The sequence below is a fragment of the Caballeronia sp. LjRoot34 genome (assembly GCF_964253815.1).
Lineage (GTDB): Bacteria > Pseudomonadota > Gammaproteobacteria > Burkholderiales > Burkholderiaceae > Caballeronia.
In genome coordinates, this window is the sequence record NZ_CAXUSB020000003.1 from 988,424 (window position 1) to 1,011,573 (window position 23,150).

The following is a 23,150-nucleotide window of genomic DNA, read 5'->3' on the forward strand; positions in this document are numbered from 1 at the left end:
TGCTTAGCGCGCAGCAATTTAACCCGGCGGCAAGTCAGGCAGCGTGCCGCCTTCCGAGTGCGTGCGCAGCGTCGTCATGGTTCTCTCGGCCAGTACCGCATCGCGCTTGGCCAGCAAATGACCGCGCAGGATCGACGCCATGCGCTTGCCGTCGCGCGCTTCCAGCGCCTCGATCATCGCTTCGTGATCGCGGATTGCGCTGTCCCACTTCACCGTCTGGAAGTTGGACCGGAACCGTAATGCCTGCAGCCGCCGGTTCACCGATACATAGGTCTGCCGCAGCGCGGAATTACGCGCGGCGTCGTTGATCTTGTCGTGAATGGCCTGATTGCGGCTGTAATACCCCGACAGGTCGTTCTGTTCCCGGCACGCCAGCATGGCGTAATGCAGCGCCTTGATTTCGCTCAGCTCGGTGGACGTTATCCGTTCGCACGCGAGTTCGCCCGAGAACGCTTCCAGCCCGCTCATCAACTCGAAGGTCTCGCGAATCTCCGCCTCGCTCATCTGCGACACCGACGCGCCCCGGTTCGGCAGGATGTCGATCAGTCCTTCGGACGCCAGCACCTTCAGCGCCTCACGCAACGGCGTGCGTGAAATGCCCAGCGTCTCGCACAACGTTCGTTCGTTGAGCTTCACGCCCGGCGCGAGCAAGCCCTCGACGATGAAATTGCGCAGATGCTCAACCACCGTGTCGTGCAGCCGTTGCCGCTCGACCTTGGGGAGCGTGGCCGCGATCTGCGCAATCTGTGCAATTTGCAGATCCGCCAAATGTTCATTTTGCATTCAATACCTCTACCCATTCTGTTGGCGCGATTTTACCGTACGACGCCGGCAAATTTGGAGGGACGGGTTTTCACCTAATAAAAACAAGCATTTATCGCTTCCGATCGCCGCGACGGTGCGATAAAGTATTTTGCATGCAAAATTCAAAGGACGCATCATGTTAAAGCTGGATTTCCATCCCGCCGGTCGCCATTTTCTGCAGATTCCCGGCCCCAGCCCGGTCCCGGACCGCATTCTACGGGCAATGAGTTATCCGACGATCGATCATCGCGGGCCGGAATTCGGTGCGTTGGGCCTGAAGGTCCTGGACGGCATCAAGGCCATCTTCAAGACCGCGCAACCGGTCGTGATCTATCCGTCCTCGGGCACGGGCGCATGGGAAGCGGCGCTTTGCAACACGCTCAGCCCCGGCGACACCGTGCTGATGTTCGAGACCGGCCACTTCGCGACGCTCTGGAAAAAGATGGCCGAAAACCTCGGACTGAAACCGGAATTCCTGGGGCTGCCCGGCATCGAGGGATGGCGGCGCGGCGTGCAGGCGGACATGATCGAAGCGCGTTTGCGCGAAGACTCGCAGCACACGATCAAGGCGGTTTGCGTCGTGCATAACGAAACCTCGACGGGCGTTACATCGGACATTGCAGCCGTGCGGCGCGCGATTGACGCGGCGGGGCATCCGGCGCTGTTTCTCGTCGATACGATCTCGGGCCTCGCGTCCGCCGATTATCGGCATGACGAATGGGGTGTGGACGTCACCGTGTCGGGGTCGCAAAAAGGCTTGATGCTGCCACCGGGGATCAGCTTCAACGCGGTTTCGCAGAAGGCGATCAAGGCAAGCAAGGACGCCAGGTTGCCGCGCGCGTTCTGGGCGTGGGACGAGATCATCGAGATGAACAAGAGCGGGTACTGGCCGTACACGCCGAACACCAATTTGTTGTACGGCTTGTCCGAAGCGCTCGAGATGCTCGGTGACGAAGGACTCGACCAGGTCTTTGCCCGGCATCAAAGACTGGCTGCCGCTTGCCGCGCCGCAGTCAACGCATGGGGACTCGAGGTTCAGTGCGCCGACCCGGCTGTTTATTCGCCGGTGCTCACCGGCGTGATGACGCCCGAAGGAGTCGACGCGGATGCGATCCGCAAGACGATCTACGAGCACTTCGATATGTCGCTCGGCACGGGCCTCGGCAAGCTGAAGGGCCGCATGTTCCGCATCGGGCATCTGGGTGATTGCAACGACCTCACGCTGATGGCCACGCTCACAGGCTGTGAAATGGGCCTCAAGTTGTCGGGCGTGAAGCTTGCCGGCAGCGGCGTCCTGGCGGCAATGGACCACCTGACGAGCCACACCGCAGCACCGGCATTGAAGGCGGCGGCGTGAGATCTTCAGGTAGGCATGAGTAATCCTTACTAAATCAACCGCGCGTAGACGCCGATGCTGACTAAATCATCCGAAGCACTCGTCCAGCCGATCCACCTGATGCCGGCGTCGGCGCGTGCCACGCTGTCGCCGCTGGCCATGCGCCTGCGCCAGGAGTTGAAGGGCGATGTGCTGTTCGACCGGGCGGCGCGCGGACGCTACGCGACGGATGCATCGATCTATCAGATCATGCCGCTGGGCGCAGTCGTGCCGAAAGACCAGGCCGACTTGCTGCTCGCTTTGGAGATTGCACGCGACGCACGGGTTCCCGTGCTCGCACGCGGTGCCGGAACGAGCCAGTGCGGGCAAACGATTGGCGAAGCGCTGGTTATCGATACAAGCAAGTGGCTCAACAATATCGTCCACTTCGACCGTGAGGCGCGCACGGTAACGGTGGAGCCGGGCGTGGTGCTCGACCATCTGAACGCGTGGCTGAAACCGCACGGCTTGTGGTTTCCCGTCGATGTATCGACCAGCGCGCAATGCACGATCGGCGGCATGGCGGGCAACAATTCGTGCGGCTCGCGGTCGATGGAATACGGGATCATGGTGCACAACGTGGCGTCTATTGACGCCGTGCTGGCCGATGGTCATCAAGCTACGTTCGCGGCATTGCATGCAATGTCATCCGACTCCCGCACGCGTTCGCTGGTCGAGGGTGTGCAGCGTATAGCGCTTCGCGAACGCGATGAAATCCGCGAGCAGGTGCCGAAGGTATTGCGGCGCGTGGCGGGCTACAACATCGATCTCTTCGATTGCCAGAGCCCGTTGCCCTTCAGCGCCGACGGCGAGCCGAATCTCGCGCAGTTACTGGTGGGCTCCGAAGGCACGCTTGCGTTCAGCCGGCAACTCACGTTGAAGCTGTGGCCGTTGCCCGAGCACAAGATGCTTGGCGTCGTGAACTTCCCCACGTTCTACGACGCAATGGACATGACGCAGCACATCGTCAAGCTGGGGCCGGTCGCGGTGGAACTGGTCGACCGCACGATGATCGACCTGTCGATGTCCAATCCCGCGTTCCGTCCAGTAATTGAACGCGCGCTGGTCGGCCAGCCGCAAGCCGTGTTGCTGGTGGAATTCGCCGGTGCGGACAAGGCCGTGCAACTCGCGAAGCTTGCGCAGCTCGTGGAACTGATGGGCGATCTGGGCTTGCCGGGTTCGGTGGTCGAGATGCCCGACGCCACGCAACAAAAGGCCCTGTGGGAAGTACGCAAGGCCGGCCTGAACATCATGATGAGCATGAAGGGCGACGGCAAGCCGGTCTCGTTCATCGAAGATTGCGCGGTGCCGCTCGAACATCTCGCGCAGTACACCACGCGCCTCACCGAGGTTTTCCACAAGCACGACACCGAAGGCACCTGGTACGCGCACGCGAGCGTCGGGACGCTACATGTGCGGCCGATTCTTGATATGCGTCGCACCGGCGCGCAGAAGATGCGGGCGATTGCAGAGGAAGCATCGGCTTTGGTGCGCGAATACAAGGGCGCTTATTCAGGCGAACACGGCGACGGTTTGTGCCGCGGCGAATGGGTCGCGTGGCAATACGGACCGCGTCTCAACGAGGCATTCCGCGAGATCAAGACGCTCTTCGATCCCGAGAATCGCATGAGCCCGGATCGCATCGTGAATCCGCCAAAGATGGACGACGCGACGAACTTTCGTTTCACGCCGACGTACCGCGAACGTGAGATCGCGACGCAACTCGATTGGTCGCAATGGAACGTGACACGCGATCCGTTGACGGGTGCCGAGACCGGGCCTGGAACGGGCGATGACCGCACCGGCGGGCTCGCGAAGGCTGTCGAGATGTGCAACAACAACGGCCATTGCCGCAAGTTCGATGCGGGCACCATGTGTCCGAGCTATCGCATCACCAAGGACGAACAGCATGTCACGCGAGGCCGCGCGAACACGCTGCGGCTCGCGATCAGCGGGCAACTCGGTGAGGGCGGCCTTGCAAGCCAGGACGTGAAGGATGTGCTGGACCTGTGCGTATCGTGCAAGGGCTGCAAGCGCGATTGCCCGACGGGCGTTGACATGGCGAAGATCAAGATTGAAGCGCGCGCCGCGTGGACGTCGGTGAATGGCTTGCGCATGCGTGACCGGCTGGTCGCCTTCCTGCCGCGTTACGCGCCGTATGCGAGCCGCATGCCGTCGCTGTTCGGGTCGGTCGAGCGCTTGCCGCGTTTCGCAGGCTGGTTGAAGACGCGCCTTGGGCTTGCGCCGCAACGCTCGTTTCCGCATTTCACGAAGTCATTTTTATCGACGGCGGTGCAACCCTTGCCACCCGCGCAGGGCGACAAGGAAGTGCTGCTTTTCGTCGATACCTTCAACAACTATATGGAACCCGACAACGCCCGCGCCGCGAAGCGTGTACTCGAGGCGGCCGGCTACACGGTTCATCTGAACGTGAAGGCGGGAGAGCGGCCGCTGTGTTGCGGGCGCACGTTCCTGTCGGCTGGACGAGTCGACGAAGCGAAGGCTGAAGCGCGCCGCACGCTGGACACATTGCGGCCTTATATAGAACGCGGAGTGCCGGTTGTTGGCCTTGAACCATCGTGCCTGCTTTCTTTCCGCGATGAATTCCTCGACTACGGTTATGGCGATGAAGCGCGCAAGCTCTCGCAGTCATCGTTCTTGTTCGAGGAGTTCCTGGTCCGCGAGAAAGAGGCCGGACGCCTGCGGCTTTCGCTCAAACCCCTCGCTCAGCCGAAGGCACTGGTTCACGGTCACTGCCATCAGAAGGCCTTTGATGTGTTTCGTCCCGTGCAGGCTGTGCTCGGCTGGATTCCTCAGCTAGAGGTCTCGGTAGTCGAGTCGTCGTGTTGCGGCATGGCCGGGAGTTTTGGTTACGAAGCCGAGCACTACGAAGCATCGAAGGCAATGGCGGAGTTGTCGCTGCTGCCGGCCGTGCGGAAGGCACGAAAGGCACAGGACGCGGTGATAGTCGCCGACGGCACCAGTTGCCGTCACCAGATAGCGGACGGCACGGATGCGAAGGCGCTGCATGTCGCGCAGGTATTGGCCGCTGCGCTCAGGGAATATTGACCCGCACGGGTTCACATAAACAGCGGACGGCGTCACGTTCCGCGACACTGGAGACCAGTATGGCACGACCGCGCAAACCCAGGATTCGGCAGATCGCTTTAACGTCCATTCAGTAAAGCCTTATCGAAGTTCCGGATGCAGTTCGCTTCGGGCGCCCATGAGCGCCGGGATGAAGCACGCACTACTCAAGGAGACGATGATGTTCCGTCGAGCTACGACGCGCGTTCTGTTGCTGCTGTGCGCAATGTATTTCATCACCTATGTCGACCGTGTCAACGTCAGTACCGCCGCCTCGCAGTTCGGCGCGGAACTGCACTTGTCGCATGTCGAGATCGGCTTTGTTTTTTCCGCATTTGCCTATCCGTATCTCGTGTTCCAGATTATTGGCGGATGGGTGGGGGACCGCTTCGGGCCGCGTCGGACGCTTGCTGTTTGCGCCGTGATCTGGGCGGGCGCCACGATCATGACCGGGCTGGCCGGCGGGTTTGTATCGCTGATCATTGCGCGCTTGTTGCTCGGACTGGGCGAGGGCGCCACGTTTCCTACCGCGACCCGCGCCATGTCCAACTGGATGCCTGCCGATAAACGCGGCTTCGCGCAAGGGACCACGCATGCCGCCTCGCGTATTGGCAATGCGGTGGCGCCGCCATTGATCGTCTGGTTGATGATCGCGACGAGCTGGCGCGGTGCTTTTATTGTGACGGGGATCATCAGTTTTCTGTGGGCGATTGTCTGGATCTTCTATTTCCGCGACAACCCCCGTGACCACAAGCGCATTACCGCCGATGAGTGCGCCACGCTGTCCTCGTTCTCCGGAGTCAAGCAGCGAGTACCGGTGCCATGGCGTGCGCTGCTGGGACGGATGGCGCCGGTTACCGCCGTGTACTTTTGCTACGGCTGGGTGTTGTGGCTTTTCCTCGGCTGGATTCCGCAGTACTTTCTCCACAACTATCACATGGAGTTGGGGAAGTCGGCGCTGTTCGCATCGGGCGTTTTCTTTGCCGGCGTGCTTGGCGACTGGCTCGGAGGCTCGCTCACGGACCGCATCCTGCGGCGCAGCGGCAACCTGCGCATGGCTCGCAATGTGATGGTCGGCGTCTGCATGCTCCTGACGCTGCTGTCGCTCGCGCCCATCATGCTGGTGTCCAACATGTCGATCACGTTGGCCGCGGTTTGCCTGAGCGGCGGGTTCTTCTTCAACGAGATGACGATCGGACCCATGTGGGCCGTGCCGATGGACATCGCGCCGAAGCACGCCGGCACCGCGAGCGGCATCATGAATTCGGGTTCTGCGCTGGCCGCGATTATCAGTCCGGTGGTCGGCGGTTTCCTGATCGACAGGACCGGAAACTGGAACCTGCCTTTCACGGTTTCCATGATCCTGATGGGTCTCGGCATTGTGCTCTCGTTCACCATGCGGCCGGATCGGGCGCTGGACGTTGATGCTGTGGGCGCAGAAGGAAAGGAAGGCGCTGAGCCGGCGAGGAAATTTGTCTAGAAGCGCGCGCGGGCCGGAAGCGATTATTTTCTTTTTCCAGGAGACGATGTGGCTGAACCATCCATCTTGATCGAACGCGAGGCGGGTATTGCGACGGTTGTCATCGACCGGCCCGCGAAGCTCAACGCAATGACCAAGCCGCTCTGGCAGTCGCTGGGCGAAACCATTGATGCGCTCTCCGCCGACGACACCATCCGTTGCATCATCCTTCGCGGCGCTGGCGAGAAAGCCTTCTCGCCGGGCAACGACATAGCCGAGTTCCGCACCGATCGCTCCAACGTCGAACAAGCCCGCGCTTATGGGGCGATCATGCATCGCACGTTGAGAGCGCTGGGTGCTTGCCGGCATCCGATTGTCGCGATGATTCACGGCATCTGCGTGGGGGGCGGACTCGAGATTGCGGCCATGTGCGATCTGCGCATCTGCGGAGAATCCAGCCGCTTTGGCGTGCCGATCAAGAACCTCGGTCTGGTGATGGCGCATGCGGAACTCGATGCCCTCGTACAACTCGCGGGTCCCGCCGTCGCGCTCGAAATCCTGCTGGAAGGGCGCATCTTCGGCGCGCAAGAGGCATTAGCCAAGGGGTTGGTTACGCGGGTCGTAACTGACGATCAGGTCACCGCCGAAACGCTTGCGACGGCGGTCCGGATTGCGGAGGGTGCGCCTTTGGTCGCGCGCTGGCATAAGCAGTTCGTGAAGCGTGCGATGAACCCGGCGCCGCTCACATCCGAGGAACGTGATGAAGGTTTCGCGTGCTTTGGCACGGAGGACTTTCGCACGGGTTATCAAGCTTTCCTCGACAAGGTCAAACCGGAATTCAAGGGGCGTTGAAATGCTCGACACAGAAACAGGCAGCAAAGGCCCGCTTAGCGGCATGCGCGTCATCGAACTGGCTCACATCATGTCCGGCCCTATCTGCGGAATGATGCTCGCCGACATGGGCGCCGATGTCATCAAGGTCGAAAAGGTTCCCGGCGGCGACGACTGCCGCCGTTTCGCTCCCATCCTGGAAGGCGGGGAGTCGGCGTCGTTCATGATCGTGAACCGCAATAAACGCGGCGTCGCGATCAACCTGAAGACCGACGGCGGCCGTGAAGTGCTGCGAAAAATGCTCGCCACCGCCGACGTAGTCACGGAGAACTACCGTCGCGGCACGATGGAAAAACTAGGCATGGGTTATGACGCACTCAAGGCGGAAAATCCCGGCCTGATCTATTGCGCGATCTCGGGTTTCGGCCGCAGCGGACCCATGGCCGACAAGGGCGGTTTCGACCTGATCGCGCAGGGCATGAGCGGTCTCATGAGCATGACCGGCGAACCCGGTCAGGCACCGATCAAGGCGGGCTCGCCGGTCACCGATATCAACGCAGGCATTCTCGCCGCGCTTGGAATCTGCGCGGCCTACGCCGGCAAGCAAAAGACCGGGCTGGGCCAGATGGTCGACACCTCGCTCTTCGAAGCCGGTTTGCAGCAGATGTACTGGGCCTTCGCCAACTACTTCGCCGACGGCACGGTGTTGCCCAAGGCGGGCTCGGCGAATCCAACCAGCGCGCCGTATCAGGCGTTCCGGACCCGCGACGGCTGGGTGAATATCGGCGCGGCGAATCAGAGTAATTATGAGCGGCTGGTTGGCGCGCTGGATATTCCGGGGCTTGACGAAGATGAGCGTTTCAGGACCAATGCAGGGCGTTTGAAACATCGGGGAGTACTGGTCGACATCCTGACAGCGCGGCTCGTCGAGCGGACGACGAACGAATGGCTCGCGGCTTTCGATGCAATCGGCCTGCCGTCAGGGCCGGTGCTCGGCGTCCCCGAAGTAGTGGCGCATGAGCAAGCGCTGGCGCGCGGAATGATTGTCGAGACGACGCATCCGGTAGCAGGGCGCATGCGCGGTCTGGGCCTGCCGATCCATTTCTCTGACGGGCGTACCGAGTCACCCTTGGCCGCACCGCTGCTGGGTCAACATACAGTGGAAGTACTGCAGGAATATGGCTTCTCCGACGAACGTATTCATGCGCTAAAAGAGGAAGGTGCCATTCTCGTCAGCGATGTAACGGTCTGAGTCCATGTTTTCAAAGACTGAGACGTCCGGCGTGCCGGACGTCTAGCAGCTAAATCCGCTTAGGTCGGACTTCAGCTATAACGCTAAGCACATTCCCGTTCTAGCGGAATGTCTTAACCCGCCAGCAAGGTGATTTAATCCGTCATCGTCCGAAAACACCGCGTCGCATTTGATCAATATCGTGAGCAAAAGCATCGCCTGACGCCCAGTCATCCGGTGATAAGCTACGCGATGTCCAGACAAGTCGGTTCTCGTATCGGGTTCGCTCGACTCAGCGTTATCGCAGGACGCTTGCGCGGGGACGCCGCGTTTCCTTCGGATCATGAATCACTATGCCTGCAACCATTGCCCAAAGCAGAGCGGTGCCGCTGCGCAGCATTACGCAAATCCTCGCCGCCATGCTTTGCTTTGCAGTGGTCGATGCCCTGGCAAAGTCGGTCAGCCTGAAATACCCCGCTAACGAGATCACGTTCTTTCGGATGATCTTCGGTTTGTTGCCCGCGTTTGCGATGTGCCTGCAAGGCAAACCCTTGAGCGAGCGGCTAAGGACACTGGATTTTCCGGCGCAGACACTCCGCGCGATTACCTTGCTTTGCGCACTCGGACTGTTCTTCGCGGGATTGCCTTACGTGCCTTTGAGCGAAGCGGTTGCCATTGTCTATTCGGAAACGATCTTCGTGATCGTGCTGGCGCCCTTGCTTCTCAAGGAAACGCTAAGACGTCGTGATGCCGGTGCGGCCGCGATCGGTTTTATCGGCGTGCTTTTAGTCGTGCGTCCAAGCAGCGATCAGACAAGTTGGCTCGGCCCCGTGCTCCTTGTAGCCAGCGCGATTTTCGGGGCGTTATCGATTTTGCAAATCAAACGCATCCGCGCATCGAACGATTCGAGTGTCACCGTGCTTTACTTCACCTTCATTGGTGCGGTCGTCAGCGGGCTTTCGCTCTTTTTCGCGTGGCAAACACCGACGCTGGATTTCCTGGCCGTCATGGGTTTGCTCGGCGTCCTGGCCGGCACCGGGCAACTGCTGTTGACCATGGCGTTCCGGCAAGCCGATGCGAGCGCGCTCGCGCCGTATAACTACACCAGCATTGTCTGGGCAGCGATCTTTGGGTATGTGGTCTGGGGAGAGATAGTCGGCATGATGTCGCTGATCGGCATCCTGCTGATTGTCGGCAGTTCAATACTGGTTGCGATCAGGAGCAAGCAAGCCGATGGTCCGCTGGTTTAATCAAGCGAACCGAAGGCCGTCTTAATCAATCGACAACCTCAACGCAAACGCCAGCAAGGCAATCGAGAACGTCCAGCGTTGCACGACCTGAGCGCGTGGATGGCTGCGCAGCCAGCGCGATAACCGTATGGCGGAAAACGCGAGCGTTGTGTCGAAAATCGCGCCGACAGCAACCAGCACCACGCCCAACTCAAGAACCTGCGCCCAGACCGCGCCCGCTTCCGGATGGACGAATTGCGGCAGCAGGACCGAACAGAACAGCAGCGCTTTGGGATTGAGCAGATTGCCCAGCACGCCCTTCGACAAGGCGGCGCGCAAGGTTGGGCGCGTCTTCGATCTCGCGTGGCTGTCGTCGAGACCGAACGCCGGCGAGCGAAAAATCTGGATCGCCACGTACGCGAGATACAACGCGCCTGCAATACGTACACCGTCGTATAGCCACGGCGCGCTGCGCAGCAGCGCCGCGACGCCGAGCGCCGACAACGTGACATGCATGCTGCGAGCAATCGCCAAGCCGGCAGCGGTCGACAGTCCGTACCTCAAACCATGCGATGAACTCCCCTGCAGGATGAGCGCCATATCCGGACCAGGAAGCGCATACACGACCGCAAGGGCCCCGATAAAGACGAGCAGCAATTGCAGCGAGACCATGATCCAACCTCCGTTTTGAAGGCTTGATATTGCCGCTGATCGATGAGCGTTTTCTGGCGTAGTTGTGTCTGTTTTGAGGCGCGCTTAGGGGAAAACGCCAAGCGTCCAGTCTTGATGTCAGACAGTCGCCTCCGGAATCTCCCCCGCGCTTCTATAAACCGGCAAGCCGAGTTCTTCAGCCAGGCGGACATCGGCATCGGCGCCCTGGGACGCGCCGTCGATTCGATACACCGCGTGACATTGCCTTATCAGGCGATTCGCGACCGGGTACAAGAACGTTTCGCTGATCGGATCGCCCACCGCTTTGGAGCCTGCCGCAGCCGCTAGCGGAAGCGCTGCCCACTCGCCGATCATGGGCATATGTCCGCGCCGGTAGACCTGCAACGCAGCCTCTTCAAGCCGATGAAGATTGCCGGCAATCAACGCGGCATTCCCTTTTGTGCCGCTGCGATACGGTCCCGCGATGAGTATCAGTCGAGGTGTCACCATGCGCTCCTTTCAAGCACCGGGTTTAACGCGGCGAATTGCAGCAGCATGATGGTTTTCGCATCGACGATCTCGCCGCGACGCACCGCATCCAGCGCATCGTCGAGCGTCAATTCGATCACTTCAAGATCCTCGCCCTCCGCCTCCACGCCGCCGCCGTGTCCCACGCGGGTCGTTGCATCATATTCGGCGATGAAGAAATGCAGCTTCTCCGTGACCGAACCGGGGCTCATGTACGCTTCAAAAACCTTCTGCACATTGTCCACCCGATACCCGGTTTCCTCTTCCGCTTCGGCGCGGATCCGCTCCTCAGGCGTTGCGTTGTCGAGCAGTCCGGCGGCCGCCTCGATCATCATGCCGTCGTGGCCATTGACGAACGCGGGAAACCTGAACTGCCGGGTCAGCACGACGGTTCGCCGGTCGCGGTTGAACAGCAGGATCGTCGCCCCGTTGCCCCGGTCGTAGGTCTCGCGGCTTTGACGCTGCCACACCCCGTCGCGGCGCTGGAAGTCGAACGTCGTCTTCTTCAGCACGTACCAGTCGTTGGACAGAACCGTTGTGTCGATAATGCGAACCCTGTCTTTTGTAGCCACCATCTTGTCAGCTCCACATCGCCCAAAGGGAGTAGTCATGGTATCGTGCAGATTCGTGCAATATCAAGATATTTCGTGCAAACGCCATGCTGACATCTCAACGCAAGAAAGCGATCCTCAAAACCCTGGCGCGTGATGGACAAGTGCTTGCCAAACAACTCAGCGAGACGTTCGGGGTATCGGAGGACACGGTGCGGCGCGACCTGCGCGAGTTGGCCGCCGAGGGATTGCTGCAACGCGTTCACGGCGGCGCGCTGCCCGCTTCTACGGCCGTGGCGCCGTTCGCCGAGCGCCGGGGCCTGGAGTCGACGGCCAAGCGCGCGATTGCCGCAGCGGCGGCGGCCATGATCGAAACCGGGCAGGTGGTGATCATCGATGGCGGCACGACTTCTGCCGAACTCATCCGCCAGATCCCGCAGGATTTATCGGCCACGGTGGTGACGCATAGCCCGAGTGTTGCCGTCGGGCTGGTCGATCATCCCTTGATCGAGGTGATTGTCATCGGCGGCCGGCTGTTCAAGCATTCAATCGTGACGGTCGGCGCCGCCGCCGTTGAAGCGATGTCGCATATCCAGGCCGATATCTATTTCATGGGCGTGACCGGCGTGCATCCGACCGCGGGCTTGAGCACCGGCAATTTCGAGGAAGCGTTTGTAAAGCGCGCACTTGCCGCTCGCGCGGCGGAAACGGTTGTGCTGGCTTCATCCGACAAGATCAACGCTGCGTCGCAGTATGTGATCGGCGGCATCACGCTGGCTCAGACGATCATTGTCGAGCGGGAAACAGAGCTTGCACTGACCCAGCCGCTAGAGGACGCAGGTATGACGATAGTGCGGGCTTGATCGGGAACAAGCAGAGAACAAGGGGTCCTGTCGCATTTAGCGTTCTCACTCGTTCCGACTAGAACTGCCCGCTTGCAAGCATAGCGTCCAGGCACGCTTGCGGGCCGCCCACGACAATACGGGCAGTGCACGCCAGCATCAGATTCATGTTCAAGCCGAAGTCTTCGACCAGGAAACCATTTGCGCAATACGCGGCGGATTCGTCCGTCTTTACCGATACGCGCTCGAGCAGCGATCGGTCGTCGTCGATATACGCCCATATCGGCTTGCCGAGCGCAGCAGCAAAACCGACTTCGAACGCGGTTCCGCTGTCCGGCTCGCCCGCTCCGCGAAAGTCGTTGAGGTTGGCGAGGATGATGTCGGCGGAACGAATGGCGTCCATGTTCGCGCGGCAGATCCACTGCGCTTTTGCGCGGGGCTCAAGCTCGTCGGGAACCTGTCCGTCGAGCGGATAGAGACCGATCATCCCGCGGGCCTGGCAGAGCGCTTTCAGATGCCGGCCGTGACTGAGCGCGTCGCTGCGGAAAACGTCGAAGCCCGCGAGGTAGACGCGCGGGGTGGCCGCGGCGCGCTCGATGGGTAGAGGGGCGGGTGCAAAATGCCCTTCGCGCACTTTGCGTCGAACCCGGTTCAATTGCTTATGAACCGACGCCACCAGTTTTCCGGTGCGCATCGCAATTTCCTCGACGCTTAAGCCCTGGTCGACCAGTTCGATTAAAGTCAGTTGCTTTTTGGTTGGCCCGCGCATTGCTCTCCTCATATACCGCTTTCGGCAGACATTCCCCGACACGGGCGTAAGTAGAATAGCGAACGCGGGTCAAGTCAAGAACCCCGTTGTGTGCGCTCAAAACATAGGATACGACAGTGCCCGGAAAGTCTGCGACCTCGACGCAATCCGCTGTCGGTTGACGCCCTTTAGAGGGATAGCGGGGGCGAGCGTCGAGATTCAGGTAGCCGCCTTCCATGATCAAGCTCCCTGTCAAACCGTCCAGGTGCGGACAAAGGACACACCACATTGCTGATACATTTGTGGCCGATGGCGGTGATGGAGATCCTGTTATTCTGTTTTTATCGCGCTGTGGCTACGCATGAGGGTGTGATGCACCCGTGACCACCAGCGCCGCGTTCGCTGGCTGGAATTTGCCGTCTTACTTCGTTGGGCACGTTTGGTGGAAACCTGCCTAACCCGTAGTGCGCCGATAAAGCCTCTCAATGCCGCGCACTATCCGCCCAAGGCGGCCTCGGGGCGAACTTCTTGTTGATTTCCCCCGGAAACTGACCCACTTTTAGTCTAAGCGGGTCAGTTTTGCGTGGCCGTCAACAGCCGGGATATGAAGCTCCCGCGCGTCCGGATGGCTAGCAGTTGGCAATCACGGCACACTCACGAATCCCGATCAGCGACGAAGCCACGACAGGGCGTGTCCGTTGTGGGCTTGTGATGGAATCTACGCTTTCCCAGCGTGCTGTCGGTATGGAAGGCATCGGGACACTCCGCCTTCAATTTTTCGATCGTCATGTCAATATGCTCGATGCCGATCTTTGATGCGTTAATCAATTCTGTTCGATGAGGATAGCTAATCATTATGGTCTCTCACTTATCGGGAAGGTTTGCTACGCAATGGAACTTGTCAAAGGTTGTTCGCTGCAAGTGCCAGTGCGCATTGACTGGATACATCGTATAGGCAGTCAATTAGGGAAAATTACGTCGCGGCCATCGAACGCATACGGTGGACTTCGTGCCTGTATTCCGACTGTCGGGTCACCGACGCACCGCGGTACAAGGCGGTTCGACTACTTAGACCGCGCGAAGACCAGGCGGCAAACTGCGGATGGAATAGCAAGGCCTCGGGGCATGGGTCGTCAGTACTACCAGTAGCCGAAAGGCTGCGGATAGCCATAGACGACCGGCGCAGGCGCAAGGACAGGCGGCGGTGCGTACATTGGCGCGGTCGCAAAGCCGACCGCCTGTGTGATTTGATTTCCCTTGGACGCCATGCATTGCGAATAAGCGGCGTCGTAGCGGGCTTGCAGACTGGCCGAGGTGGCTTGAGCCCCGTTGGCGCCCGCAGCGCTGCCAAGCAGCAAGCCAGCGCCAGCGCCGATCGCCGCGCCGATACCGGCATCGCCCGCTGCCGCGCCGAATAGCGCGCCTGCCGCCGCGCCGCCTACGGTGCCGATCGCCCCGCTGCGTAGACCGTCGTTGGCCGCCGCCGATGGTTGCGAGGCATTGTCAGAGCGGAACGCATAATCCCTGCACGCGTAATCTTCCTGCTGGAATTTGCTCAGCGGCTCTCCTTTCGGCGGCAACGCGACCACGGTCGGGCCGGTGGGAGGAATGACGGCGCACCCGGCCAAGGTGAGGGCGATCAAGCATAGAGGTGTTGCCGCGCTCGCGAGTCGTAGACGTTTCATGATGTCGATATCCAGTAGTGAGTACATGGATGACACTGTGACGTCGAAGAATTAGCGTTGAATTACCTTACGGCGAGTGAGGATCCTCTTGCCAGGCCCAATGACGGGTCTTCTGCCATTGCCGTCGGTCGCTCGGCGACGGCAGAGCGACCGCTGTGGTGGACGCCAATTCGATGGGGCGGAGCTAGACAGTGCCTGACTCGAGACACCGGGTAGGCCGGCCTTGCCGGTTCTCAAGCGCGGCGAGACTAGTCACGAGCAGTATAGGCAGACCGGGGACCAGATGTGCAGTGGATCTCATGGCTGGTCGCGACGCGCTTCATTTCCATGCTCGAAATCGAACGTGGAAAGCATCTCGGAGACCGCCGCGGTCGCAGAAGCCAAAACCCGTCGGGCACCCCGTTCGTCAATTTTCACGTCGAACGGGAATGCTAGCCGTATGGCGCCGGTGGCAGGTGCGCTGTGTTGCGAATGGATCCCGAGCCGCCTAGCCGCCCGCCCCGATTACCGTCGGCCGGCCGTTGTGCAGACCAATGATTTGCAGCGGCATATGGGAATGGTTGTGATCGTCCATTACGTAGGTACCGCCCAGCAAAGACTGCATCCGGGTGGTCTTCAGCGCCTCCTCGATATCGGCCGGCTTGTCCGACCCGGCACGGCGTATTGCATCGACGATCAGATAAGTTGCTTCGTAAGCGTAGAACGGCAACTGATTCGGTACCAACCCATATTTGGATTCATAGGCATGGACAAAATCCTGCACTCCCGGCGTTTCGATGGCCGGGGAAAACATTGAAACGCTGGCGGCATTGTCGAGCCCACCAGAGGCGATGAAACCGGGGGATACCGCCTTGGCGACCGCCGAAAAGTCGATGCGCCCGGTCAACGGCACCTTCCAGCCGGACTTTTCGTAAGCCTGGAAGAACGGCGCGGTGGAAGCATTGAGAATCGGCACTACATGATCGGGGTTGATCTCCTTGAGCTGTTGCAGCACGGGTTCGAAATTCGTGGTGCCGCGCGCCACGGTGATGCTGGTCACAACCTGTATTCCCAGCTCGCTTGCCGCCCGGGAAAAGCTCTGCGAATTCGCATTATTGAAATAGCTATCGTCGCTGATGATCGCAACACGCTTCGCGCCCTGTCTTTTCAACCAGCCCATCATGCCGCGAGCAATATCGAGTTCGGACGGAATGGTCTTGAACACATAAGGATTACCACCGACGCCCGACGCTTCCACGAAATCCTGCAGCGACGAGATCTCGATCACGAGCGGAACCTTCTCTTCCTGGGCCACCGGCATGATGGCATGCGTAACGGCGGTCAACAGCGCACCGATCATCACCGACACATGCTCCTGTTCGATCAACCGATGCACGGCCTTGATGCCGGTCGCGGGATCGGATGCATTGTCGCCATAGAACGCCTCGACGGGACGTCCGAGTACGCCGCCGGCTTCGTTGATCCGTTCAAGCGCCAATTCGATACCATACTGCTCGGTCTGGCCGCGCGCCGCGTCCGAGCCGCTAAGCATCGTCGTTACACCAATGCGCACGGGGTTTTCGGCAAGAGCAGGAGCAGCGGCAAGCATTGCCGCGACCAGGAGGACCGTGAATTGTGTACGTTTCATGATTGCCCAGGTGTCGATGGATGCATTGAATATAACTGCATTACGAGTTTAACGAATGACCGGCCCGCTCGTGCGGAACCGGCATTGGAATACCAAGCAGACATACGAACAAAGACAGGGAGCGACCCAGACCGTTACCGGTCACTCGCATCAGCGCGGGGAGGCACCCTGTCGTTGCCTTAAAGCGGCTGGAGTCGGAGCCGTCCCAGTGAAGGCTCATTCAAGGATGGGTGGGCAGCAGGAATTTGCGTGAAAGCCGCCGTTGCGGGGTGGTCGTAGTTGTATCGGGCGGTCGCTCGTGTGATCGGAGATCGAGGCGTGCTGCCCGCAAAGCCGGTCATGTTGAAGAGGCGCGTTAACGTCATATTTAATATTGCATAAATGCCTTTCATCGACAAAACTAAAGGCAGGCTGACTTTGTCGGGGGCAGATCGATGCTGCCAGGCAACTTGTTTGTCCAGACGCCTGCAAAAGGCAATTATCATTGCTTCCAGCGCGACGTCGTATGCGCATTGCGTACGATGTTCGCTTCGTTCGTGGTGGCAGGTGGCGTTTCCACCGCGCAGGCCGCGTGCGCTCCCGACGGGCAAGGCGGCGTTACCAATACCGGCGGGACCTGTACGGTCGTCCCTCCCGTCAACCGGATCACCGCAACGGGTAATGGGACGACTACGGCGGCTGGCGTCACGCTATCCGTGCCGTATGGCGTCACGCTATCCGTGCCGTATGGCGTCACGCTATCCGTGCCGTATGGCGTCGCGGTGACGGCTTCGGGAGGAGCGTCCGTCAGCCTCGGTCAGGATGACGTCGCTGGGCCGTCGATTATTTCGGCTCCCAACGGCGGTGGCCTCGTCGGCCTGTTTGCGACCGGGGTGTCCAGCCAGATCACAGCGGATGGTCTCAACATCGGCCTTCCTTCGGGGGGCGGGAACGTCGCAGCGAGAGCAACCGCCGGTGGCCACATTACATTCCTGAATAGCGCCACTATCGCCTTTTCGCCAGGCGGCGGGGGTGGCACGGGCCTGCTAGCCGACGGCGCAGGCAGCCAGATTACAGGCGCCAACGTCACCGTGACGGGGGCGGGCGGCGGCGGAGATTTCGTCGCCCACAGCAACAACGGTGGAGATATCGCGCTGACGGGCGGCGCACTCAGCCTGGTGTCTCCTGGCGGCGGTGTCGTCGGCGTGCTGTCGGAAAACGGCAGCACGTTCATGGGCAATGGTGTCGCGATCAGCGTGTCCGGCTCGGGCGGAAATGTCGCGGTGAAGTCCACCAGCAATAGCGATATCGCGTTGACTGGCGGTTCCGTCACATTGAACGGGACAAGTGGCGAAACCGGCTTGATGGCGCAGGGCGCAACGGTCACGGCGGTGAACGTACCGATCAATGTGACGGCCAACCAGTCATCAGCCGCTACGGTACAAGGCGGTGGCACGCTCGCAATCACTGGCGGTCCGGTGACGGCGTCGGGTAGAGGAACGTTCGGACTACTGGTCAACGGCGCGGCGGGCGCCACCAATACGCTTGAACTCAACGGTACGACGCTCAGTTCCACGGCCGACTCGCTGCACGTGAGCGGTGCCAACGCGAACATTGCGGTGACCGGATCGACTGTCACCGACAACAACGGCGTCCTGCTCAGTACCACTGGGTCTGCGTCGGCAACGACCTTCGACGCGGGCGCCTCGACGCTGAGCGGCGCGATTACCACCGGTTCCGGCAGGACGTCCGCCGTCACGCTGCACGACGGTACCGAGTGGACGGTCACGGGCAATTCCAACGCGACCAGCCTCGCCAACAATGCGAGCAGCATCCTGTTCGCGACGCCGGCTGGCGACCCCACCCAGGCCACAAGTTACAGGACCGTGACTGTGGGAAGCTATACGGGCTCGGCAGCGCTATCACGATCAATAGCTATCTGGGTGCCGACGGCTCTCCGTCAGACAAGCTGGTCGTGAACGGGGGCGCCGCGACCGGGACGACGGATCTCACGGTCCGCAACGCCATCGGCCCCGGTGCCGAGACGCAGGCCAACGGCATCCAGGTCGTGCAGACACTCAACGGCGGCACGACCGCGTCGGGTGCTTTTGCGTTGACCGACAGGTTGCGCGCCGGCGCCTTCGACTACTTCCTGTTCCATGGCGGCGTCGGCGGCAGCAGTCCTAATGACTGGTTCCTCCGCTAGCGACAGTCTCCTGAACTCTCTCAGCAACCTCAGGCATCCGCATTGGCAATATCGCGACCGGGCGGCGATGCTCCCGGTCCACGCACCGGCAGACGGATGCGTCGCATTCGCGAAGATCAGTTCGACTTCACTGAACTGCGCCTCGAAGACAGGACTGCGGCGGCTGTACAACGGTTGCCATCTTCAGATCGCTTATTGCAGGCTCGCGCCTCGTGACAACGCGCTCGTGATCACCACCCCGGCGGATTTTGCAAAAGGGCCCTTTGGCGGCTGGCAGCGGCCTGTCCCGGCTTAAAGCCTCTGCCAGCCTTCCGGCGCACCTCGCACTCCATGCAGTGAGTGCATCCAGACGATAACAACAATGCACTGGAATTATTACAAGCTTACCGTCAAATTGAAGACGCAAGCACCGTCTTGTAAGTCAGCAGGACGAATCGACAAGCCTTTGCATGGAGATGGTGAGGCTGTCGATTCCGGCACAAAGCCACCAATCAAGTAGAAAGCGATACTCAAAAAAGCGGAGACAATATGAGGAAGTTGAGCAAGTGGCGTTATGCCTTGCTGCCGGTCGCGTTGGCTTGTCAGCAAGCCCATGCGCAATCGAGCGTCACGTTGTATGGCGTTGTCGATGAAAGCGTCCGCTACATGACGAACGCCAACAAAGCGGGTGATTCAAGCGTGGCACTTGGCAATGGCGGTCTGACGCAGAGCCGCTGGGGCCTGAAGGGTGTCGAGGATCTGGGGGACGGTTGGTCGACCTTCTTCAAGCTCGAAAATCGATTCGACATCAACAACGGTCAAAGCGATCCCACGTTGCCGTATTTCAACGAAGCACAGGTCGGAATACGTTCGAGTACGTATGGTCAGGTCATCGTAGGTCGTCAGTACAACGTGATGATCGAAGGGATCACGATTGGCGGATACGGCAGCAATCCGTGGGTTCCGTATGACTTCAGCTTCCAGCCCGAGGTGACAATGACCGGCGGGATCTGGACGAGCAATCAGGTCCAGTACCAGTTTCATGCTCACGACCTCATGGTCTCGACGGCCTATGCGTTCGGTGGTGTTGCGGGTCACATGTCGTACGGCAGCGAGATGGGCGTGGCCGCCGCCTACGCGCCGGCGGGCGGTCCGGTCTCGCTGGGTGGCGCCTACAAGGAATCGAAAGACTCCGTCAACGGCAGCGATTCGAAGTCATGGACCTTCGGGGGATCGTACACATGGGACAAGACGCGATTTGCGCTGGGGTACATCGTCGACCAGAACGATGCCGGTTTCTCCAATTTCGCTAACGGACCGTTCACGGCTGCTGCCCTGACAGCGCTCAAGTACACGGACTTTTCAAAGCGTCGGATGATCATGGGAGGCGTGACGCAGCAGGTGGGTAACGCGTGGCACTTTGCGGCGAACGTCTGGCGTACGCTGCAGGATGGCAAGACCCAATCGAAGGACGGGTCAGCGTGGCAGTATCAGCTGGTGGCTGACTACAACTTGTCCAAGCGTACTGACGTGTACGTGGAAGCAGATTACTCGCAATACCGGGGAGACCTGATCGGCGCGCAATTGCAAGGTGTCAACGGCGTCGGGCTGGCTCAGAAGGGTACGCAAGTGGGCGCGATGGCAGGTCTGCGTCACCAGTTCTAACGTTACTGTTGTTACTGCTGACCGGATCAAAACTGCGGCGCCCGGCAAAATGCCGGGCGCCGCAGTTTTTGCTCCGGCATTCCAGAAACAACGTTCCCGGAATTAAAAGCGTTTTCAACCGATGGCGGATTGTTGCAGATGCTTATGCGAGCGTTGCGGATTGAGCAGCATGAATCCTGCTGCGCCCACCACGACCAACAGCACGCCGGTGGCGGCAAAGCCCAACTCATATCCTCGATTGTTCGCCACCACGCCGAGCACCTTGCCCATCGCCGCAGGGGCAATCAAACCCGCCAACGTTGCAATCGAATTCGTGATCGCCAGCATCGCGCCGCGCCGTGAATCCGGCGTGACTTCGGCTACCAGCAGCGGGCCGAACGTGAACGCCTGGAGGGCCAGCGCGCTCGCCAGCGCCATCAGCGCCACTTTTGCGAACGGTGGGGCATCGACATACAGCATGCAGTACGCCATTCCACTCACGACGCATGCGCTGCTGACCAGCCCGCCACGCGCCAGCCGTGACGACACACCGCGTGCGAGCATCCGATGCGACAACATGGCCAGCGCGAGCCCGATGGGAATTTGCGCTGCCACTTGCAGCGCGAAGAGCCAGCCCGCCTCGGTGGCGCTGAACCCGAGCGCCACCCGAAAATAGCTGGGTACCCAGGTCACGCCGATCGCTATCACCGAATAGCCGACAAGCCCCTGCAGCAGCACGCCGATCACGGTCCGGTCGGTGAGAAGGCGCCTATAACTCACACTCGAGCGGACCGGCGACCAGCCGGCGCGCAGCGCATTCCCGAGCGGCTGGCGGCGGTGCGCGTCGCCGCTTTTTCCCACGCCCAGCCAAAGGATCGTCCACATGACGCCGACCACACCCAGCGATAGAAAAGCCGCGTGCCAATACCAGCGTTGAGCGATAAAGGTGAGCACCGGCCCCGCCAGGATGATGCCGGTCGTGGCGCCTTGCTGGACGATGGTGGTCGGCAGGGCGCGTTCATGATCCTCGAACCAGGTGTACACAACGTGAAGCGCGAGCGGCGACGCCGGCCCTTCTCCCGCACCAAGCAGGATTCGACAGGCCAGCAGCACGGCGAAGCTGGTTGGCCACGCAAGCGGCAATTGCGCGATCACCCACACCAGGGCAAGGCCGGCCATCAGCCATTTCACGTTGAGGCGGTCGGCAACCAGCCCGACGCTGATTCCCGACAACGCGAAAAGCAGGAAAAACGCGCTTCCGACAATTCCAAACTGCGCATGCGTCAGTTGCATGTCTCGCATGAGTGGCAGGGCGACGAGGCCCAGCACGGCCTTGTCGGCGAAATTGATCGCCATGAAAAGAAAGAGCGACGCTACGATCACCCAGCGCCGACGGTTGGTTGCTGCCACGGGTGCAGAGCGGTCCAACACGAATCCGGAATCTTTTGCTTCAAACATCGAGTGCTCCTGAGAATGCCCTGGCAGGGGGTAACGAACTCGTCGTACCCCGACGCGTTACCGATGACGATGACAGCACGTGGACACCGTAGCGGACAAGGCGGGTTTTGGAGCGGTGCGCAATGAGGTGGTTTTCAATAACGTCTCCTGTGTGCGGCTCTGTATTGAGCTTATCGAAGCGGTCCTGGCCGCACGTTTGCGCCCATTTGAGGTGGTATAACGCAATAGTTCAAGTGCAATATCTTTATCGGGAAGTTGCAAACAATGCATGAAATCAATTCTCGCCGGCTCTCTCACGTGGTTGCGCTGGCTGAGGAAGGAAGTTTTGCCCGCGCTGCCAGCCGCGTTCATTTGAGCCAGCCCGCGCTGAGCCGCAGCATCCAGGCGCTTGAGGACGAACTCGGCATGAAGCTCTTCGATCGTGCCGCGCGCGGAGTCGCGCTGACGGCTGCCGGCCGCCTTCTGGTCGAGCGCGCCCGGCGTGTCCTGTTCGAAACACGGTGCATGTTTCGTGATGTCGAGTTGCTCAAGGCACACGAACTCGGCGAGGTGAAGATAGGCTTGGGGCCCTACGCGGCTGTCGTGCTGTTGCCAGATCTGCTGGTTGAGTTTTCACGGCGCTTTCCCAAGATCAAGGTGCTGATCGAGCTGAGCGAAGGCGATGAACTCATGCAGAAGCTTCGCGCGGAACGGGTCGATTTCGTGGTGACGGACCGGCGCGTTCCGCCCGTCGCGCCGGACCTGGCGTTGCACCGGTTGCCGCGTCATGAAGGCGGCTGGTTTGCCCGGCCGGATCATCCACTGCTCGTGCGCGGCCCGGTGCCGCTCTCCGCGCTGCGTGAGTTCCCGCTTGTTTCCGTGTCGCTGCCTGGGTTTATGAAAGACGCGCTGCATCGCCTGCTCAAGTATCGCGCGCACGAGGAAATTCCGTTGCAGGTCGAGTGCAATGACGTCGCCGTGCTCAAGGAGGTCGTGGCCCGAACCGATGCTGTGCTGTTCGCGACGGCCTCGGCCGTCCGGCGCGACCTGGAGGCCCAGCGCCTCGCGCGCATTTCGCTCACCCATCCGCCGAAACTGAGCCTTGACTTCGCCCTTGTATCCCTGGCTGAGCGGACCCATTCGCCGGCAGCCAGCGCGGCGTTTGCGTTGACCGAAAAAGTCATGGACGACGCCAATACGGCCGCGCGCGGATTGATGTAACCGCGCCGCGCGCAGGCATAGGGCTTTCCCTTGGGC

The 23,150-nt window shown here is 60.6% G+C and carries 20 protein-coding genes; 12 read left to right on the forward strand and 8 right to left on the reverse strand.

Features of this window, described 5'->3' with window-relative positions:
• Positions 1–18 precede the first annotated feature (18 nt).
• The gene (locus ACSQ36_RS35420) at positions 19–783 is read right to left on the reverse strand and encodes a GntR family transcriptional regulator (protein WP_436185682.1); all 765 of its coding nucleotides are present in this window, start codon (positions 781–783) and stop codon (positions 19–21) included.
• Positions 784–940: 157 nt separating this feature from the next.
• Between ACSQ36_RS35420 and ACSQ36_RS35425 the strand changes: the two genes are divergently transcribed.
• The 6 genes from ACSQ36_RS35425 to ACSQ36_RS35450 all read left to right on the forward strand — a co-directional run bounded on the left by ACSQ36_RS35425 (position 941) and on the right by ACSQ36_RS35450 (position 10,037).
• Positions 941–2,161, forward strand: a complete 1,221-nt coding sequence (locus ACSQ36_RS35425) for a pyridoxal-phosphate-dependent aminotransferase family protein (protein WP_436185683.1) — start codon at positions 941–943, stop codon at positions 2,159–2,161.
• A gap of 54 nt (positions 2,162–2,215) precedes the next feature.
• On the forward strand, positions 2,216–5,248 hold the full coding sequence (locus ACSQ36_RS35430) for an FAD-binding and (Fe-S)-binding domain-containing protein (protein ID WP_436185684.1): 3,033 nt from the start codon (positions 2,216–2,218) through the stop codon (positions 5,246–5,248).
• A gap of 196 nt (positions 5,249–5,444) precedes the next feature.
• Positions 5,445–6,746 carry an MFS transporter gene (locus ACSQ36_RS35435; protein WP_436186450.1) on the forward strand — a complete coding sequence of 434 codons (1,302 nt, stop codon included), beginning with the start codon at positions 5,445–5,447 and terminating at the stop codon, positions 6,744–6,746.
• A 48-nt stretch (positions 6,747–6,794) separates the two neighbouring features.
• Positions 6,795–7,577: an enoyl-CoA hydratase/isomerase family protein gene (locus tag ACSQ36_RS35440; protein ID WP_436185685.1), complete on the forward strand. Its 783-nt coding sequence runs from the start codon at positions 6,795–6,797 to the stop codon at positions 7,575–7,577.
• Position 7,578: 1 nt separating this feature from the next.
• Positions 7,579–8,808 carry a CaiB/BaiF CoA transferase family protein gene (locus ACSQ36_RS35445; protein ID WP_436185686.1) on the forward strand — a complete coding sequence of 410 codons (1,230 nt, stop codon included), beginning with the start codon at positions 7,579–7,581 and terminating at the stop codon, positions 8,806–8,808.
• A gap of 332 nt (positions 8,809–9,140) precedes the next feature.
• A complete protein-coding gene (locus tag ACSQ36_RS35450; protein ID WP_436185687.1) occupies positions 9,141–10,037 on the forward strand; it encodes a DMT family transporter in 897 nt (298 codons plus the stop codon).
• A 21-nt stretch (positions 10,038–10,058) separates the two neighbouring features.
• On the opposite strand, the gene ACSQ36_RS35455 is transcribed toward ACSQ36_RS35450, so the two are convergent.
• The 3 genes from ACSQ36_RS35455 to ACSQ36_RS35465 all read right to left on the reverse strand — a co-directional run bounded on the left by ACSQ36_RS35455 (position 10,059) and on the right by ACSQ36_RS35465 (position 11,770).
• Positions 10,059–10,688: a LysE family translocator gene (locus tag ACSQ36_RS35455; RefSeq protein ID WP_436185688.1), complete on the reverse strand. Its 630-nt coding sequence runs from the start codon at positions 10,686–10,688 to the stop codon at positions 10,059–10,061.
• Positions 10,689–10,805: 117 nt separating this feature from the next.
• Entirely contained in the window at positions 10,806–11,174 is a 369-nt protein-coding gene (locus ACSQ36_RS35460; protein WP_436186451.1) for a DUF4406 domain-containing protein, read from the reverse strand.
• Positions 11,171–11,770 (reverse strand): NUDIX domain-containing protein, encoded by a 600-nt coding sequence (locus tag ACSQ36_RS35465; RefSeq protein WP_436185689.1) that lies wholly within the window; start codon positions 11,768–11,770, stop codon positions 11,171–11,173. The genes ACSQ36_RS35460 and ACSQ36_RS35465 overlap by 4 nt, the downstream gene beginning before the upstream one ends.
• An 83-nt stretch (positions 11,771–11,853) precedes the next feature.
• Here ACSQ36_RS35465 and ACSQ36_RS35470 point away from each other — a divergent pair, with 83 nt between their 5' ends.
• Complete coding sequence (locus ACSQ36_RS35470) at positions 11,854–12,609, forward strand: DeoR/GlpR family DNA-binding transcription regulator (protein ID WP_436185690.1); 756 nt, start codon at positions 11,854–11,856, stop codon at positions 12,607–12,609.
• A gap of 58 nt (positions 12,610–12,667) precedes the next feature.
• On the opposite strand, the gene ACSQ36_RS35475 is transcribed toward ACSQ36_RS35470, so the two are convergent.
• The 3 genes from ACSQ36_RS35475 to ACSQ36_RS35485 form a co-directional block, all read right to left on the reverse strand.
• On the reverse strand, positions 12,668–13,357 hold the full coding sequence (locus ACSQ36_RS35475) for a nucleoside 2-deoxyribosyltransferase (RefSeq protein ID WP_436185691.1): 690 nt from the start codon (positions 13,355–13,357) through the stop codon (positions 12,668–12,670).
• Positions 13,358–14,475: 1,118 nt separating this feature from the next.
• A complete protein-coding gene (locus ACSQ36_RS35480; RefSeq protein WP_436186452.1) occupies positions 14,476–15,024 on the reverse strand; it encodes a glycine zipper family protein in 549 nt (182 codons plus the stop codon).
• Positions 15,025–15,508: 484 nt separating this feature from the next.
• Positions 15,509–16,648, reverse strand: a complete 1,140-nt coding sequence (locus ACSQ36_RS35485) for an ABC transporter substrate-binding protein (RefSeq protein WP_436185692.1) — start codon at positions 16,646–16,648, stop codon at positions 15,509–15,511.
• A 434-nt stretch (positions 16,649–17,082) separates the two neighbouring features.
• On the opposite strand from ACSQ36_RS35485, the gene ACSQ36_RS35490 reads away from it, so the two are divergent.
• From ACSQ36_RS35490 to ACSQ36_RS35505, 4 genes are all read left to right on the forward strand, one after another.
• Positions 17,083–18,606: a beta strand repeat-containing protein gene (locus ACSQ36_RS35490; RefSeq protein ID WP_436185693.1), complete on the forward strand. Its 1,524-nt coding sequence runs from the start codon at positions 17,083–17,085 to the stop codon at positions 18,604–18,606.
• Positions 18,567–18,833 carry an autotransporter outer membrane beta-barrel domain-containing protein gene (locus ACSQ36_RS35495; RefSeq protein WP_436186453.1) on the forward strand — a complete coding sequence of 89 codons (267 nt, stop codon included), beginning with the start codon at positions 18,567–18,569 and terminating at the stop codon, positions 18,831–18,833. Before ACSQ36_RS35490 ends, ACSQ36_RS35495 begins: the two co-directional genes overlap by 40 nt.
• Positions 18,814–19,128: a hypothetical protein gene (locus ACSQ36_RS35500; RefSeq protein ID WP_436185694.1), complete on the forward strand. Its 315-nt coding sequence runs from the start codon at positions 18,814–18,816 to the stop codon at positions 19,126–19,128. Before ACSQ36_RS35495 ends, ACSQ36_RS35500 begins: the two co-directional genes overlap by 20 nt.
• A 233-nt stretch (positions 19,129–19,361) precedes the next feature.
• Positions 19,362–20,477 carry a porin gene (locus tag ACSQ36_RS35505; protein WP_213768383.1) on the forward strand — a complete coding sequence of 372 codons (1,116 nt, stop codon included), beginning with the start codon at positions 19,362–19,364 and terminating at the stop codon, positions 20,475–20,477.
• Between the two features lie 114 nt (positions 20,478–20,591).
• On the opposite strand, the gene ACSQ36_RS35510 is transcribed toward ACSQ36_RS35505, so the two are convergent.
• Positions 20,592–21,914, reverse strand: coding sequence for an MFS transporter (locus ACSQ36_RS35510; RefSeq protein WP_436185695.1), 1,323 nt, complete (start codon positions 21,912–21,914; stop codon positions 20,592–20,594).
• A 264-nt stretch (positions 21,915–22,178) separates the two neighbouring features.
• On the opposite strand from ACSQ36_RS35510, the gene ACSQ36_RS35515 reads away from it, so the two are divergent.
• Complete coding sequence (locus ACSQ36_RS35515) at positions 22,179–23,114, forward strand: LysR family transcriptional regulator (RefSeq protein WP_436185696.1); 936 nt, start codon at positions 22,179–22,181, stop codon at positions 23,112–23,114.
• Positions 23,115–23,150 lie beyond the last annotated feature (36 nt).